The sequence below is a fragment of the Glycomyces sp. L485 genome, assembly GCF_022548875.1.
Lineage (GTDB): Bacteria > Actinomycetota > Actinomycetes > Mycobacteriales > Micromonosporaceae > Glycomyces.
On the sequence record NZ_JAKZEW010000014.1, the window covers coordinates 269 to 15,457 of the forward strand.

The 15,189-nt window shown below is 69.9% G+C and carries 15 protein-coding genes; 8 read left to right on the forward strand and 7 right to left on the reverse strand.

Annotation, left to right across the window (positions count from 1 at the left end; all coding sequences use genetic code 11):
• Positions 1 to 53: 53 nt before the first annotated feature.
• Complete coding sequence (locus tag L0U85_RS09230) at positions 54 to 1,079, reverse strand: hypothetical protein (protein ID WP_241377469.1); 1,026 nt, start codon at positions 1,077 to 1,079, stop codon at positions 54 to 56.
• Positions 1,080 to 1,413: 334 nt separating this feature from the next.
• Here L0U85_RS09230 and L0U85_RS09235 point away from each other — a divergent pair, with 334 nt between their 5' ends.
• The 3 genes from L0U85_RS09235 to L0U85_RS09245 are packed head-to-tail and all read left to right on the forward strand — an operon-like array spanning position 1,414 to position 5,263.
• The gene (locus L0U85_RS09235; protein WP_241377470.1) at positions 1,414 to 2,493 is read left to right on the forward strand and encodes a tetratricopeptide repeat protein; all 1,080 of its coding nucleotides are present in this window, start codon (positions 1,414 to 1,416) and stop codon (positions 2,491 to 2,493) included.
• Between the two features lie 38 nt (positions 2,494 to 2,531).
• Complete coding sequence (locus L0U85_RS09240) at positions 2,532 to 4,106, forward strand: gamma-glutamyltransferase (RefSeq protein ID WP_241377471.1); 1,575 nt, start codon at positions 2,532 to 2,534, stop codon at positions 4,104 to 4,106.
• Between the two features lie 38 nt (positions 4,107 to 4,144).
• Positions 4,145 to 5,263 carry a crosslink repair DNA glycosylase YcaQ family protein gene (locus tag L0U85_RS09245; RefSeq protein ID WP_241377472.1) on the forward strand — a complete coding sequence of 373 codons (1,119 nt, stop codon included), beginning with the start codon at positions 4,145 to 4,147 and terminating at the stop codon, positions 5,261 to 5,263.
• 32 nt (positions 5,264 to 5,295) lie between these two features.
• Here the strand turns inward: L0U85_RS09245 and L0U85_RS09250 are convergent, their stop codons facing one another.
• Positions 5,296 to 6,129 carry an intradiol ring-cleavage dioxygenase gene (locus tag L0U85_RS09250; protein WP_241377473.1) on the reverse strand — a complete coding sequence of 278 codons (834 nt, stop codon included), beginning with the start codon at positions 6,127 to 6,129 and terminating at the stop codon, positions 5,296 to 5,298.
• Positions 6,130 to 6,253: 124 nt separating this feature from the next.
• Positions 6,254 to 7,411: a S1 family peptidase gene (locus tag L0U85_RS09255; RefSeq protein WP_241377474.1), complete on the reverse strand. Its 1,158-nt coding sequence runs from the start codon at positions 7,409 to 7,411 to the stop codon at positions 6,254 to 6,256.
• Between the two features lie 552 nt (positions 7,412 to 7,963).
• Between L0U85_RS09255 and L0U85_RS09260 the strand changes: the two genes are divergently transcribed.
• On the forward strand, positions 7,964 to 8,545 hold the full coding sequence (locus L0U85_RS09260) for a class I SAM-dependent methyltransferase (RefSeq protein WP_241377475.1): 582 nt from the start codon (positions 7,964 to 7,966) through the stop codon (positions 8,543 to 8,545).
• On the opposite strand, the gene L0U85_RS09265 is transcribed toward L0U85_RS09260, so the two are convergent.
• On the reverse strand, positions 8,535 to 9,188 hold the full coding sequence (locus L0U85_RS09265; RefSeq protein WP_241377476.1) for a nucleoside/nucleotide kinase family protein: 654 nt from the start codon (positions 9,186 to 9,188) through the stop codon (positions 8,535 to 8,537). The genes L0U85_RS09260 and L0U85_RS09265 overlap by 11 nt on opposite strands.
• A 145-nt stretch (positions 9,189 to 9,333) precedes the next feature.
• Here L0U85_RS09265 and L0U85_RS09270 point away from each other — a divergent pair, with 145 nt between their 5' ends.
• Together L0U85_RS09270 and L0U85_RS09275 are read left to right on the forward strand one after the other, a co-directional pair.
• The gene (locus L0U85_RS09270) at positions 9,334 to 10,752 is read left to right on the forward strand and encodes a cytochrome ubiquinol oxidase subunit I (RefSeq protein WP_241377477.1); all 1,419 of its coding nucleotides are present in this window, start codon (positions 9,334 to 9,336) and stop codon (positions 10,750 to 10,752) included.
• Positions 10,749 to 11,753 (forward strand): cytochrome d ubiquinol oxidase subunit II, encoded by a 1,005-nt coding sequence (locus tag L0U85_RS09275; protein WP_241377478.1) that lies wholly within the window; start codon positions 10,749 to 10,751, stop codon positions 11,751 to 11,753. The genes L0U85_RS09270 and L0U85_RS09275 overlap by 4 nt, the downstream gene beginning before the upstream one ends.
• Positions 11,754 to 11,759: 6 nt before the next feature.
• Here the strand turns inward: L0U85_RS09275 and L0U85_RS09280 are convergent, their stop codons facing one another.
• The 3 genes from L0U85_RS09280 to L0U85_RS09290 form a co-directional block, all read right to left on the reverse strand.
• The gene (locus L0U85_RS09280; protein ID WP_241377479.1) at positions 11,760 to 13,085 is read right to left on the reverse strand and encodes a hypothetical protein; all 1,326 of its coding nucleotides are present in this window, start codon (positions 13,083 to 13,085) and stop codon (positions 11,760 to 11,762) included.
• A complete protein-coding gene (locus tag L0U85_RS09285) occupies positions 13,082 to 13,591 on the reverse strand; it encodes a SigE family RNA polymerase sigma factor (protein ID WP_241377480.1) in 510 nt (169 codons plus the stop codon). The genes L0U85_RS09280 and L0U85_RS09285 overlap by 4 nt, the downstream gene beginning before the upstream one ends.
• Positions 13,592 to 13,663: 72 nt before the next feature.
• A complete protein-coding gene (locus L0U85_RS09290) occupies positions 13,664 to 14,356 on the reverse strand; it encodes a hypothetical protein (RefSeq protein ID WP_241377481.1) in 693 nt (230 codons plus the stop codon).
• Positions 14,357 to 14,476: 120 nt separating this feature from the next.
• On the opposite strand from L0U85_RS09290, the gene L0U85_RS09295 reads away from it, so the two are divergent.
• Together L0U85_RS09295 and L0U85_RS09300 are read left to right on the forward strand one after the other, a co-directional pair.
• On the forward strand, positions 14,477 to 14,620 hold the full coding sequence (locus L0U85_RS09295) for a hypothetical protein (RefSeq protein WP_241377482.1): 144 nt from the start codon (positions 14,477 to 14,479) through the stop codon (positions 14,618 to 14,620).
• A gap of 174 nt (positions 14,621 to 14,794) precedes the next feature.
• Positions 14,795 to 15,175 carry a DUF4190 domain-containing protein gene (locus tag L0U85_RS09300; protein ID WP_241377483.1) on the forward strand — a complete coding sequence of 127 codons (381 nt, stop codon included), beginning with the start codon at positions 14,795 to 14,797 and terminating at the stop codon, positions 15,173 to 15,175.
• The last annotated feature ends 14 nt before the right edge of the window (positions 15,176 to 15,189 follow it).

Genomic DNA, 15,189 nt, shown 5'->3' on the forward strand with positions numbered 1-15,189 from the left:
GTGACTGGAAAGGCCCCGCCTGTCGGCGGGGCCTTCTCGCTTGCTCAGAAGCTCTAGACGTAGGGGCCCGCCAGGGGCTCTCCTGCGTGCTGGCGGTACCAGAGCCCCCGGTAACACCGCCATGGTTCGGGGCGCAGTTCGGTAGGGGCGAAGATCTGCTCCAGAAGGCTTCTCGCCTCAAGGAAGAAGTCCAGACGCTCGTCCGGGGCCGCCACGTGCTGCGAATCGTCCACCGGCGTCGCCGCGGGGAGGATCGTCAGCGACGGCCACATCGTCGTCTGCTCCGCCATCGGCAGCAGCCAGGCCCGCATCTCGTCGAGCGGTTCGCTTCCCACCGTGTAGGTGAACGACGTCCGATGGCCGGCCGCCCTTGCCGCGGACAGGATCCCCGCCAGGCGTTCCGACGGGTGAAATGCCGCTTCGGCGATCGGGTCGGCCGCCGCGCTCTCCTGCATCCCGGCCGTTTCCGGGTCCGCGTGGTGCTCCTCGAACGACTCGGTCGTCAAGAACAGCAGGACCGGGCCGACCTTCTCGGCCAGTTCCGCGAACGCCGACTCGCTGTGCAGTGCGGGAGTCAGCACGCCGAGCGTGGTCTCCTCCGGCAGGCCCTCCGCCGTCATCGCCTCGCGGACCGCGATGAGGTTCTCGACCACCACGGGCTCGTCGTGCTCGAGGGTCGCCGAGAGCATCACTTCTTCGATCTGGTGGTGCGTCCCATCGTCTGCCAGGTCGGAAGACAAGGCCTGCAACAGGTCCCGGTAGCTCTTCACGAGATCGCCGGCATCCTTGCCGCTTGGCACCACGAGCGTCGCCGCCGTGCCGTCGGCGCGCAGATACCCGCGCACCTCTTCGCCCGGCTCGGCCTCGATGATCTCGGCCACCGGCGTGCCGTCGACGCAGAGCTCGCTCAGTCCGTGCTGCGGAGAGGAGGGATCGACGTGCGCGCGCAGGCTGAACGGCGATGTGGCCCTGTCGGCCGGCAGCACCGTCATGAACTCCTCGTCTTCAGAGCTGATGCGCAGCCGCATCCCCTCTGTGTTGTTGCCGCGCAATCCATACAGGTTCAGCGCGATCAACAACAGTTCGCTCCACTGGAGGTCGTGGCGCACGGCCAGTCGACGCCAGCGGCGTACAGTCGACGAGATCGGGCCGGCAGGTTCTGCTGGCTGTGTTGGCTCTTCCATCACAAATTCCGATCTTTCTTCTCGTCCCCACCGCTGTCCTCCACCGTACAAGAGACTTTGCCGTACAGGTGGACGCGGTCCGCCTCTATGCTAGGTCCGTCTGGACGCAAAAGCACCCGTCGTGAGCACCAGCACTCTATTCGAGCCGCCGCCGGAATGGCGTCCCAGCGGGTCTTGACAATTGTTTCTAGCATCGAATCGGTGCACCCGGGGTGATCTGGAGTCGCGTATGCGGAACGGTGTGGCGCGAGGGCGTGTCCTCAAGGCCGTCGCCAAGACCTGGCCGGGCGTCGTCATGAACGCGGTGGAGGCCCGCGCCCGCGAGTATATCGACGCCGGTCGCTTCGAGGAGGCCGCGGCGGTCCTGGAGCGCGCGGCGGAACGCTATGGGGTGGAGTCGGTCCCGCGGCTGCCCCTCGCCTGGTCGCTGTACAAGGCCGGGCGAGCCGAGCGCGCGCGAGAATGGGCGATGCGCGCCGTCGAGGCCGAACCGGAGAACCCCGACGCGCACTGGGTGCACGCCAACGTGCTGTTCGAACTGGACCGTAGAGATCAGGCTGCCTCGGCCCTGTGGAAAGCCGTGGAACTCTCGCCCGACAGCGGCGGCTATTACATGGAACTCGCCTGGGTCAGCCTTGGGCATCAGGATTTCACCGCGACGCGCGAACTGGTGGAGAAGGCGCTCGACTTGGCGCCCGAAGAATCATGGGTGCATTGCACGGCCGGGCGCATCTTCGACCACCATCTGCGTCACCGGCGCGCGCAGTTCCATTACGAGCGCGCGCTCGAACTCGACCCCGAGAACACCGAGGTCCGCTATGAGCTCGCCGCGATACTGCAGGCCCGCGGGCGGATCAGCGCGGGCGTCCGCCGCGTCTACGAGACCGCCCCTGGGCCGGGCGCCGATGACGACCACGCGGCCGCCTACGACGCGGTGCTGCTGCGATGGTCGTGGCGCTGGTACGAGTGGGCGCTGCGTTCGGCGTTCGTCCTCGGCATCGCCGACTGGATCCTCCCCACGCCGAGACCGGTCGCCCTGACCCTGACGGGGCTGCTCGTCGGCGGCTTCACCGTGCAGTGGATCCGGATGTTCCACTCACTGCCGGCCCGATGCCGGCGCGATCTGCTCGCGCCGGGGCGGCGCGGACACTGGTTCGCATCCCTCGCTCGGACCTGCGCGGTGCTCGGAGGGGTGTCGGCGATGCTCCTGCTCGAGCCGACGGCCTTGCAGCACTTGGGCGTGCTCGCCGTCGTCGTGCTCGGCTACGTCGACTGGTACCGCAGGACGGCCCGCATCGCCGCGGACTGACCATCGCCACTAGCCGCACGGCAAGGTAGAATGCTGCGATGGAAATCGAGCGGCGAGACCCCTTGGCCGGACCAGGTGTCGTGTGCTCGGTCGACCCGCTCGCCAGCGGGATCGGCCGCGACGTGCTGGCATCCGGCGGCAACGCCACCGACGCCGCGATCGCCGCCGGCGCAGCCCTGACCGTCGTCGCCCCGCATCTGTGCGGCCTGGGCGGCGACCTGTTCGCGCTCGTCCACCGACCGGGCGAGGCGGCGCCCGCAGGCCTCAACGCCTCCGGCCGCGCCGGATCCGGCGCCGACCCCGAAGCGCTGCGCCGGGAAGGCCGCGAGGTCATGCCGTTTCGCGGCGATATCCGGTCAACACCGGTCCCCGGGTGCGTCGACGGCTGGTTCGCCCTCCACGAGCGCTTCGGCACGATACCCATGGACGAGCTCCTGGCGCCCGCGATCGGCCTGGCCGCCGACGGATGGCCCGCGACCGCCATGCTCGCCCGGGCCGGCGCCGCCCTCGAAGGCGTCGAGGGCGCCGAGGACCTGGTCGGGCTCGAACCCGGTGCCACCGCCACCCGCGAGCGCACCGCCGCCGCGCTGCGAGCGATCGCCTGCGACGGGCGGGACGGCCTCTACCTCGGCGACTTCGGCAAGGGGCTCATGGAGATGGGCGGCGGACTGTTCACCGAGGCCGACCTCGCCGAGCCGCAGGCGGACTGGGAAGCGCCGCTCGCCGTCGACGCGTTCGGCCACCGGATCTGGGCGGCCGCGCCGAACTCCCAGGGCTACCTCCTGCTGCTCTCGCTCGCCGTCGCCGACCGCCTCGCCCTGCCCGCCGATCCGGCCGATCCGCTGTGGGCGCACTACCTCGTCGAGGCCTCCCGCCTCGCCGGGTACGACCGCCCCGACCGGCTCTGCGAAGGCGCCGACGTCTCCGACCTGCTCGGGGCAGCCGACGAACGCGCCGCCCGCGTCAGCGCCGACACCCGCGTCGATGTGCCGTCCCACCAGAGCGCCGGCGGCACGACTTACATGGCCGTCCTCGACGGCGCGGGCATGGCAGTCTCCTACATCCAGTCCAACGCCGCCGGATTCGGGACCGGCCTGTTCGAGCCGCGCACCGGCATCGGACTCCAGAACCGCGGCACCGGCTTCAGCCTCGTCCCGGGACACCCGGCCGAGCTCGCGCCCGGCAGACGGCCCCCGCACACGCTCGTGCCCGCCCTGGCCACCCGGCCCGACGGCTCGCTGCGCCTCGTCGCCGGCACCATGGGCGGCGACGCCCAGCCGCAGATCGTCGCCCAGCTCATCGCCAGGGTCCTCCACTCCGGACAGGGAGTCGAGGCCGCGGTGTCGGCCCCGCGCTGGCGCCTCCACCCCGGCGAGACGGGCTTCGGGGCCTGGGACGGCGTCCACGACATCGATGTGGAGATCGAATCCGGGGCACCGGACGCGTGGAGGCTCGGGCTGTCGCAGCGCGGGCACGCCGCGGTTTCGACGGCTGCGGGCACCTCCTTCGGGCACGCGCACCTCATCGAGGTCGACGAGGAAGGGCGGGCCGAGGGCGCGGCCGATCCGCGCGCCGAGACCGGGACGGTCGCGACTGTCAGGGGTCCCCAGTAACGTCTGGACCGGGATCGCCGTCGAAAGGACCCCCACCCATGCCGGAGTCGCTCAGCCTCGCCGAGGCCCGCCGCATCGCCGTGGCCGCCCAGCTGCGGCCCAAGTCGGCGCGGTACAAGACCGTGCTCGAACGGCTCGGATGCATCCAGCTCGACACGATCTCGGCGGTCAGGCGCGCGCACGAGCTGGCGCTGCTCGCCCGAGACCTCGACGTCGACGAGGCCGCGCGGAGCCTCGACAAGCGGCGCAGGCCCGTCGCGTTCGAGTACTGGGCGCACGCCATGTCGCTGCTCCCGGTCTCGGCCTGGCCGTACATGGCGCGGCGCCGCCGCAGCTGGCGGGAACGCTACAGCGCCGAGCCCGCGCTCGACGCCCAGGCCGAAAAGGAGGTGAGGGCCCTCCTCGAAGCGCGCGGCGCGATCACCGTCTCGGACTTCCCGAACGGCGCGATGCACCGCGGTGGCGGCCGGGCCGCGAACATGGGCGACAGCTGGAACCACCGCACCGACCACAAGCACGCGATCGAGCGGATGCTGTGGTTCGGCGAGGTCGCCTGCACCCACCGCATCGGCTTCAAGCGCGTCTACCAGCTCGCCGAGAACGCGATCCCCGAGCAGCACCTGTGGGACGCCGACGACCAGGAGTGTCTGCGCCACATGGTCGCCGGCGCGCTGCGCAACCTCGGTGTAGCCACCACCAAGGACATCGCCGACTACTTCCGGATCGCGGTCGCCGACGCCCAGCGGACCCTGCGGGAGATGGAGATCGGGCAGGTCGCCGTCGAAGGCTGGCGCTCGAAGGCCTGGATCGACCCGGAGGCGCGGCGCCCGCGCTCGCCCGGTGCTGACCGGCCGGTCGCCGTGTCGATGTTCGACCAGCTGGTGTGGCTGCGCGAGCGCATGGAGCGGCTGTGGGGCCACGACTGGAAGATCGAGATCTACGTCCCGGCCCCCAAGCGCACTTTCGGCTACTACTGCCTGCCGATCTTCGTCGGCGATGACCTGCCGGGTCGGGTCGCCTTGCGGCGCAGCAACGGCGACCTCGTCGTCGAAGCGGTGCAATGGGACGACGAGCGGGCCGACCGGGAGCATCTTCACGCGGCCGTCGATCGCGTCGCCTCCTGGGTCGGCGCGGAGACGCGCTGGGAGCATGCGTAGTTCTGCTCGGTGACCGCGTCGGCGGCGGTCGCCTAGGCGCCTCCGGGCGATCCGAAGCCGTCCATGCCCTGGTCGGATTCGTTGGCGGCGTCGACGCCGACGGTGATGGTCCCGACGTAGCCGGCCATGGGGTCGGACTCGTCGTCGGCACTCAGCGCCAGGAGCCCGTCGACGACGCCGCCCCCGGTGTAGACGCCGTCCTCGTCGAGCAGGATGTGGCCGCCGGTGTGCTGGGAGTACGGCTCGAGCTCGTACAGAGCGAGCACGATGTCGTCCTCGAAGAAGAACTGGCCGGTGTGGACCGTGCTGCCGCCCTCGTACCGGTCGTCGTCCACGGTCCCGCCTACGTGGACCTTCGTGTGGATGTGCGTGACGCGCCCGGAGTACCAGCCGGGGACGATGGTGGTGAACTCGGCCAGGCCGTCGGCGCCGGTGGTCACGAAGCCCCGTAGGAAGGTGTCGTCGTCGCCGATGCCGTCCTCGGCGGGGACGTTCCCGCCGGGGCTGTTGTCGGTGTAGCTCGAGTAGTAGCCCCACTGGTCGCAGTGCCAGATCTCGACGGCCGCGTCGTCGATCGGCTCGCAGCTGGAAGCGTCGACCACGGTGACCCGCAAGGTCAGGGGCGCGCCGGGCTTGCCCTCGGTGACGTCGGCTCTCTTCGGCGCGTCCTCCAGGTAGTAGGGCCCCTCGGTCATCTCCGTCGTGAGCACGCAGATGTCGCTCGTGGCGCCGCCGTTGGTGGACGTGTCGGACGTGTCGGTCTCCGAGCCGGGGCCGCAGGCGCCGGTCAACCCGATTCCGGCGGCCCCGGCCACGGCCCCGCCGGTGGTGAGGAGGCGGCGTCGGTTCAGCAGTGTCTGTTGCATGGCCCGGACGCTACGGAGCGTCCCGGTGACGGGGCCCGGAAAAGGATGAGAAATCCCCTGGAATGCGTGAGGGGCCTCCCCCGACGCGGGAGAGGCCCCTCACTGACCGGGGGGAGTCAGGACGCTAGCTGGTGACCAGCGTCAGGTTCCAGGCGCTGAGCGCCGGTCCGATGGGTTGGAAGTAGGTCGTGCCGCCCCAGGTGCAGTTCCCCGAGCCGCCCGAGGTCATGCCCTGGGCGCTGTTGCCGGTGATGAACGAGCCGCCCGAGTCGCCGGGCTCGGCGCACACGCTGGTGCGGGTGAGTCCGTTGACCGAGCCCTGCGAGTAGTTGACGGTCTGGTTCAGCGCCTGCACGGTGCCGCAGTGCCAGCCGGTGGTCGATCCGGACCGGCAGATCGAGGAGCCGGGGGCCGCCTGGTTGGCGTTGTAGACGTAGCGCGAACCGCTGTACATGTTCACGATGTTGTAGAGGGTCTCGCTGCTGCCGACCTCCACCCACGCGCGGTCCGCGCCCGGGAAGACCGAGTTGCGGAAGACGCCCGGGGCGGCCTCGCCGCCGGTGACGGAGTCGCCGGCCCGACCGCAGTGGCCCGCGGTCACGAAGCCGGGCGTGCTGCCCTGGCGGACGGCGAAGCCGACCGAGCAGCGCGAGCGGTTCTCGATGATGTAGGCGTCGCCGCCGCGCACGTAGTACGTCTCGGGTGCTTTGACGTCGGTGTCGACGGTGATCATGTCGGTGTCGATGCCGGCGGCCTCTGCCAGGTCGGTCGCGGCGTGGGATTCGGCGGCCTCGATGACGATCCTGTTGGTCTCGACGTCGACGTAGTGGCCGTAGACGTCCTCGGCCTGGACCGAGTCGAGTTCGGCCACGGCCGCTTCGAGCTCGGCCAGGTCGTGCTCGACCAGGACCGGGGTCGCGCCTTCGGCGGCGAGGTCGTCGGCGTCGGCCTTGGAGGTGGTGGCGACCATGATCTCCTCGGCGTCCTCGGAGACCCACAGGCCGGCGTAGGTCTCGTCGAATTCCTCGGGGACTTCGGCGAGGAGGTCGGAGGCGACGGCCTCGACGGCGAGGCGGTCGTAGGCCTCGGTCGCGGTGATGCCGAAGGTCTCCGACATCGCGTCGATCACGGCGGGACTGACTTTGCCGAGCAGTTCGGACCGGGCTTCGTCGGCCTTGAGCTCGAGCGGGTCGGCGTTCGCCGCCGACGAGCCGAGGGCGAGCGCGAGGGTGGTGGCTAGTGCGGTTGCGGCGGTGACCGCCAGTGCGCGTTGACGTTTCATTTTCAAATGCCTTTCGGGTGAGGGCAAAAGACAACTACCGGGGGTAGATGTCATGGCGGTCACAGGTGAGTGATGCCATATGAGGAGATTAGATCCAAATCGCGCAAACCAGAAGACGTCAATAATTCAGTGAATATCCATACAGGTGTTACTTTGTTTCTTATATATGAAGCGCAGTGGTATTAGCGAGATTAGCGGTCATATTGGGACTAACTGGAGTGTCTGAATGGAACCAGAGTTTCGCACGGTGTCAGTGAGGCTTGTCTGTTCGGTTCGTAGAACGGCAGGAGTCGGGTATCGGTCACCGAGGTGTCATCGCCGACTTTTCGGCCGAGCCGGAGATTCAATGTCCCGGAGTCGATCAACTCGGCCGAGGCCGAAGACCCCGCTTCGGAATGCAGCAGAGCCTTTAGGCGTCGTCAGAGGAAAGCGTCGGCGGGGCGGCCCGCTGGGCGAGCAATTCGGCGCCCGGCCGATGACGTCTTCCACGTTGGATACCGCGGTCCCCCCTCCTCGGGAGGGTCGGCGAGCGCCTTGACGAGGAAGGTGATCATGCCCTCGTCCATGACCTCGCAGGCCCACTTCTCGAGTTCGCGGCCGATCATCTCGATCGGCTGTCACGACGGCTGGTCGACGGCCTGGCTGCTGCGGGCGCTGCGAGACAACGGCGGCGGCCGGCTCCACTCCTTCGACCGGAGCGGCCGCGCACGGGGGAACATCCCGGACGCACTCGCCGAGAGCCGCTGGAGTCTCACGACCGGGGACGCGCGGGCGGCCGTCGGGGAGATGCCGCGCCGGATCGACTACCTGTTCCTCGACGGGTCGCCTTCGGCTCGCTTCGCGAAGTGGTACTTGCCGAACCTGGTGGCGCCGCTCGTCTCCGGTACGCCGGTGAGCTTCCGCAACGTGTTCCGCCACCGGGTCCCGCTCCCGCTCAGCGGGGCCTCGCTGATCTTGAAGTGGCTGCGCCACAACCACATGGACTACTTCACCGCGGCACGGGCGAGGCAGCCGGTGATCCACCGGCAGCTCAACCGGGTCCGCTGGGCCCTGGGCTTCAACGACCCCGTCCACACCGGCGACCACGACCCGATGATCTTCTTCCAGGCGGCTTTACGCGGGTTCAGGCGGTGAGGCCGAGGGGGTCGAAGACGAGGTCGGCGCGGTCGCGGACCTTGCGGATGCGCCGGGCGTTCGACTCGTCGACCGTCTCGATCCAGGCGCGCGCCTCCTCGGGCGCCTTCCCGAAGCGCACATGCCTGGCGGCGAGCCGCTTTAGTCGCGTCGCCTCCTCGACGTCGCAGTACCAGACCTCGGTCAGTTCGTCCCGCACCGCGGGCCACGGTTCGTCGAGGTCCAGCAGGTAGTTGCCTTCGGTGATGACCACGTCGGCTTCGGGGAGGACCGGGATCGACCCGGCGACCGGCTCTTCAAGGCGCCGATCGAAGGCGGGCGCGTACACGATCCGGTCGCGCTCGCGGCCGATGCGTCCCAGCAGGTCCCGGTAGCCGTCGCCGTCGAAGGTGTCGATCGCGCCCTTCCGGTGGGCCCGACCGAGCCGCTCCAGCTCGGCCTGCGCGAGATGGAAGCCGTCCATCGGCACCCACACCGCCCGGCGGCCGGCCGGGTCGAGGGAGCGGGCGAGCCATTCGGCGGCGGTCGACTTGCCGGCGCCGGGGCAGCCGGTGATCCCGATGAGCACCCGTTCGCCGCGCGAAGCGAGCGCTCGCACCCGGTCCGGCAGCGCCTCGCCTCCTGGTTCACCGCTGGTTTCCACGCAGCCGAACCTAGCCGAGCCGGACCGTGTCCAACGCGGCGCCCTCGGACGGACTTGCGCCAGGTCCGGTCCGTCACTCGCGGAGATCATGTGAAAACTTTCACAAGTGCAGGGATTTGAACATGTTCAGACGTAGTTTCAAGGGATGTCGGTCCACCAGGTCCTCGCCCAACTCTCCGATGCGGCCCCGTCGATGCTCGCCTCCGCCGAGCCGGCGGGACTGCTCCCGGCGCGCCAGCAGATGGCGCTGTCCCTGGGCTGGCACATCATCCTCGCCTGCTTCGGCGTCGCCTTCCCCGCCATGATCTTCGTGATGCACCTGCGCGGCATCCAGAAGAAGGACCCCGTCGCGCTCGAACTCGCCAAGCGGTGGGCCAAAGTCTCGGCGGTGCTGTTCGCCATCGGCGCCGTATCGGGGACGGTCCTCAGCTTCGAGATGGGCCTGCTGTGGCCCGGCCTCATGGGCGCCTTCGGCGACGTGCTCGGACTGCCCTTCGCCTTCGAAGGCCTCGCCTTCTTCCTCGAAGCGATCTTCCTCGGCATCTACCTCTACGGCTGGGGCCGCATACCGCCGAAGCGGCACGTGCTCATGGTGCTGCCCATGGCGGTCACCGGCGTCATCGGCACCTACTGCGTCCTGGCCGTCAACGCCTGGATGAACGTCCCGACCGGCTTCCGCATCGTCGACGGCGAGGTCACCGACGTCGAACCCTGGGCGGTCCTGTTCAACTCCCACGCCTTCGCCCAGTCCGGACACATGTGGTTGGCGGCCTACATGGTCGCCGGCTTCTCCATCGCCGGCGTCTACGCCGTCGGCCTGCTGCGCGGACGCCGCGACCGGCACCACCGGCTCGGCTTCCTGGTGCCGTTCGCCTTCGCCACGATCGCCGCCCTCGCCCAGCCCTTCGTGGGCCACCTCCTCGGCGAAGGCCTGGACGAGCGCCAGCCGGCCAAGCTCGCCGCGTTCGAACTCGCCGAGACCACCACCGACGGCGCCTCCCCGCTGCGCATCGGCGGCGTCATCATCGACGGCGAAGTCAAAGGCGCCCTTGACATCCCCTACCTCGGTTCGCTCATCGCGCAGGGCTCGGCCACCGAGCCGGTGCCCGGCCTCGATACGATCCCGGTCGAGGACCAGCCGCCGGTCAACCTCACGCACTGGGCCTTCCAGACCATGATCGGCGTCGGGATGCTCCTCATGCTCGCCGTCCTGCTCTACTGGTTCATGCGCTGGCGCGGCCGCGACCTGCTCGACAACCGCTGGTTCCTGCGGTTCGCCGCCCTCGGCGGCCCCCTGGCGGTGCTGGCGCTCCAATCAGGATGGGTCGCCACCGAGGTCGGCCGCCAACCGTGGATCGTCCACGGCGTCATGCGAACGACCGACGCCGTCGGCGACTACACCTCCGGCCTCTGGTGGCTCCTCGCCGCATCCACAGTGCTATACGGCGCCATGACGATCGGCGCGGTGATCGTGTTGCGGTCGATGGCCAGGCGCTGGCGGGCGGGCGCGGGCGACCTGCCGAGCCCGTACGGACCGCGGCCGGCCGAGGCGGTGGAGCGATGACCCTGGAGACCGCGGTCGCGGCCGCCCTGTTCGTCGGTGTCATCGCCTACGCGGTGCTCGGCGGCGCCGACTTCGGGTCGGGCTTCTTCGACCTCACCGCCGGAGGCAGCCGCCGCGGCGCGCAGCTGCGCACCTTGATCGACCACAGCATCGGGCCGGTCTGGGAGGCCAACCACGTCTGGCTCATCTACGTGCTCGTCACGTGGTGGACGGCGTTCCCCATGTCCTTCGCTGCCGCGATGACGACGCTCATCCTGCCGTTCCTGCTGGCGCTGCTCGGCATCGTGCTGCGCGGCGCGAGCTTCGCGTTCCGCAAGCACGCCGAGACGCTGGGCCAGGCCCGGCTGTTCGGCGCGGTCTTCGCAGTCTCCTCGGTGCTCGCGCCGTTCTTCCTCGGCACGGTCGCGGGCGCCCTCGCCTCGGGCCGGGTGCCGGCCGACGGCCACGGCGACCTGTGGTCGTCCTGGCTGAACCCGACCTCGCTGTTCGGCGGTGTCATCGCCGTCGGCACCTGCGCGTTCCTGGCGGGCGCCTTCCTGACCGCCGACGCCGCCCGAGGCGGCCAGAGCGGCCTGGCCGACCGGCTTCGGACCCGGTCCCTGCTGGTCGGTCTCGTCACCGGCGCGGTGGTGTTCGCGGCCCTGGTGCCGCTGCAGCGCGACGCCCCGACGCTGAGCGCCGGCCTCACCGGCAGGGCGGCCCCGCTCATCGTCCTCTCGGCTGTCGGCGGCGCCGCGACCCTGCTGCTGTTGGCTCGCCGACGATACGGTCCGGCGCGCCTGACCGCCGTCCTCGCCGTGTCCTCAGTGGTGTCCGGGTGGGGGCTCGGCCAGTTTCCGTGGATCCTGGTCGACCAGGTGACGATCGCCGAAACCGCGGGAGCGAGGGCCACTCTGCAGGGACTGCTGGTCGCCGTCGCGATCGCCGCCGCGGTGGTGGGCCCGGCCCTGCTCTACCTCTTTCGCCTCACCCAGTCCAAGGAGTGGGCCCACCAGAGCTGAGGCGGCCTATCGGATCCCGGCCACGATCGCGTCGAGGGTGGCGAAGTCGATCGCCGCGGGATCGTCGGTCACGAGCCCGACTCCGACGACCCAGCCGTCGGCGGAGCGGAGTTCCAACGACGTCAGCTCCGTCCCCCCGTCCTCCACGGTGCGGTGGATCAGCTCGGTCGACTCGTCCAAGGGCGAGTACTCGCAGTCGGCGGCGTACGAGCACTGCGCATAGTGCTCGGCGGCGATCCCGTCCGCCGCCCCGTCCTCGGGCGCCTCGATGGGGGTCACCTGGAGGAAGAGCGTGGCGCTCGTGCCGTTCAGGGTCACCTCCGCGGCTGCGACACGGGTGTCGTCCTGCCCGTAGTGGTAGTCCTCGCCCGTGTCCGTGAACTCGATCGAGTCGGGCGAGGTGAAGGGCGAGCCGCCGAGAGTCGACGAAGCGGCTTCGACGAAGTCGTAGATGAGCTCGTCGTCGGTCGGCGCCGCCCGCCGGTCGGTGTCCTCGGACTCCTCGATGTACGGAACGTCCTGGGCGACCGGGATCGCCGCCGCGAGAGAGCTGAGCTGCTCGGGCGTCGTGCTCAGGGAACCCGGTCCGTACTCGACCGCCATCTGGACGTGGACGATCGTGCCGTCCTGGAGGGCCAGCAGAGCGCTGTTGACCGGGACGAGCTCGCCCTCGGGCCGCTCGTCGTCGTCGATGACGATCCTGCGCTGCTCCTCGACGAGCAGCAGCGATCCTTCGGGGACCTCCTCGCGACCGCACGCCAAGTCGAGGGCCTCGCATCTGGAGAGCTCCTCCAGGCGCGCCTCCACATCGCCGTCGAGCGGGTCGTGCACGTCGACTCCGAGCGTGACGCGCTCTCCGCTGTCGGGGAAGACCACGACCTCGGCGAACCGGTATCCGCCGAACCGTTCGTCGTAGTGGAACCCGTCGTGGTTCACCTCGCCTTGGACGCACGAATCGGCGACGCTGCCTCCGATGGAGGCCATGTATTCGGTCAGCGCCGTGTCGTAGGCCGCGGCGACTCCGGCCTGCCACCCGGTCGGCTCGTCGCTCGGAGGAGGGCACACCTCGACGGGCCCCACGGGCCCGACGTCGTCCGGTGCGCCGTCCGTGGTCGCGTCCGCCGCGCCCCCTTGAGCGAACACCAAGGGGGCGATGGCGAACAGTGCCACGGCGGCGATCGCCGCCAGTGATCCGGACCCGGCCTGCGCGACGCGTCGCCGCCGTACTCTGCGCCGACCGGCGGCGACGATGTCGTCGGTGCCCGCGCACGCGACCGACACGGGTTCCGCCAGTGCGTCCTTGAACAACTCGCGCATTTCGTCTGGCTTCATGATCGGGCTCCTTGGCCTGCGAGATCGGCGTTCTCGTACAGGTCGCGCAGCGTCTGCAGCCCCCGCGCGGTCTGACTCTTGACGGTGCCGGTCGAGCAGCGGAGTATCCGCGCGGTCTCGTCGACCGACAGGTCCTCCCAGTAGCGGAGGACCAGCGTCGCGCGCTGCCTGGGCGGCAGCTTCGCGAGGATGGAGACGGCCGTCAGGCGGTCGTCGGGGGTGCTCGGTCCGGCCGGGCCGTCGGGCGGCACGGCGTAGGAGCGTTCGCGTCGGAACCAGCCCCGCCGCGACATGTCGATCAGCGAGTTGGCGATGATCCGACGGGTGTAGGCGTCGGCAGTCTCCTGCCGCGTCTTGGACCACCGGCCGTACAACTTGATCAGCGAGGTCTGCACGGCGTCCTCGGCCGTGTGCCAGTCGCCGCACATCAGGTAGGCCGTCCGCAGCAGCGCGCCGCGTCGGGCCTCCACGTATTCGCGGAACTCGGCTTCCAGCTGTGGGGTCATGGGGGCCTTTCGTCGCGTCTCCGTCTCCGTGTCTACGGAATCGGACCCCCGCGCGGTTGCATGCCGGTCCGATCAGGCCGGGTCGCAGAGCCGCCAGTACTGCTTCTTGTCCTTGTCGCGCACCACCACGTCGATCGCGGCGAGTTCGGCGCGCAGTTCCTCCAGGTCGTCGCCCTTCGACTTCTCCAGGGCGTGCTGCCGGGTCTTGAGCAGTGGGTCGGCCCCGGACGGGAGTCCTTCGGAGTCGGGTACCCAGCGGCGGTACTCGCCTTCGTGGGGATCGCCGTCGGGGTGCCAGGCGTAGCCGTGCCTCCGCAGCGCCGTGGCCACCTTGTCGCGGTCGAGGTCGAACGCTATGCGCGCTAGCTCCTGGTGGCGGCGGCCGAGGACCACGAGCTGCCGGTCCTCGACGAACACCGCCGCGGCGTCGGACGCCTCGACGGTGCGCCGGTAGTCGCCGCGCTCCAGGCCCAGCCGTCGCGAGTCGACGGTCATGGTGAGCTGGTCGGCGACGGCGATGAAGGCGAGGACGAGCCCGGCGACGGCGCCGAGCCCGGTCGCCGCCGTCAGGCGGAGGAGGTCGGGGAGCCGCGTGAACAGTTCGACGGGGCCCTGAAAGGGGAACCAGGACAGGTCCACGATCCAGTCGGACGCGAGGTCGAGTCCCCAACCGGCGGCGGCGCCGAGCATCGGGAACGCCACCAGCAGGACCGGTCCGATCCACTTGGGATCGGCCACGATCGTCCGGTCGCCGTTCGCTTCCATGACGCTCCTTCACCTCCGGTGGGGGCCAACGGCTTCACTGTAACGAGAGCCTCGCCGCCCCGAGAACGCCGTACTTCGGTACTAGTACCGGGGTCTTCAATGTGTACGTGGAGCGGCCGCGTGGCCGTCCACGCCCACCTGACGAACGGCCCCGACGACCTGCGCATGGCGGTTTACCTGGTGCGGGACGAGCGCATCCGGGAGCACTGGGACACGCTCCAGCCGGTGCCCGAGGAGTCGGCGAACGACAACACGATGTTCTAGACCCCGACGGGTCGGCCGCGGCGGCGGAGCCTCAGGCTCCGCCGCCGCGCCTCGTCTCGCCGGACCTGCGCCGACCCGACGAGGTTTTGGCAGAACTGGTCCGGGGGAGCGTCGGTTCGCCTTAGACTCGTGTGAAACCGGTCAACATGTCCCGATTCGACCCAGGGAGCGCCGATGGCATATACGCCCGACCCGGCATCAGAGCCCGTCCCGCAGCGGACCAACGGTCATGCGGTCACCGCGCTGGTCCTCGGCATCCTAGCCCTGGTCCTGGCGTTCATTCCCCTCGTCAACGTCGTGTCGTTCGTACTCGGTCCGCTCGCGATCATCTTCGGCATCGTGGGACTGGTCGCCGGCCGCAGGCGCGGCACCGGCAAGGGCATGTCGATCGCCGGCATCGTCATGGGCGCGCTCGCGCTCGTCATAGGCATCGTCATGTACGTGCTGGTGTTCAACGTCGCCAGCGAGGCGTGTGAGGACGAAGGCTACTCGGGGAACGTCGAGGAATGCCTCGAGGAGCTCCAGTCCGAACTGCCGGATTCCGACAACGGTTGACCCGGCGCTCGCGT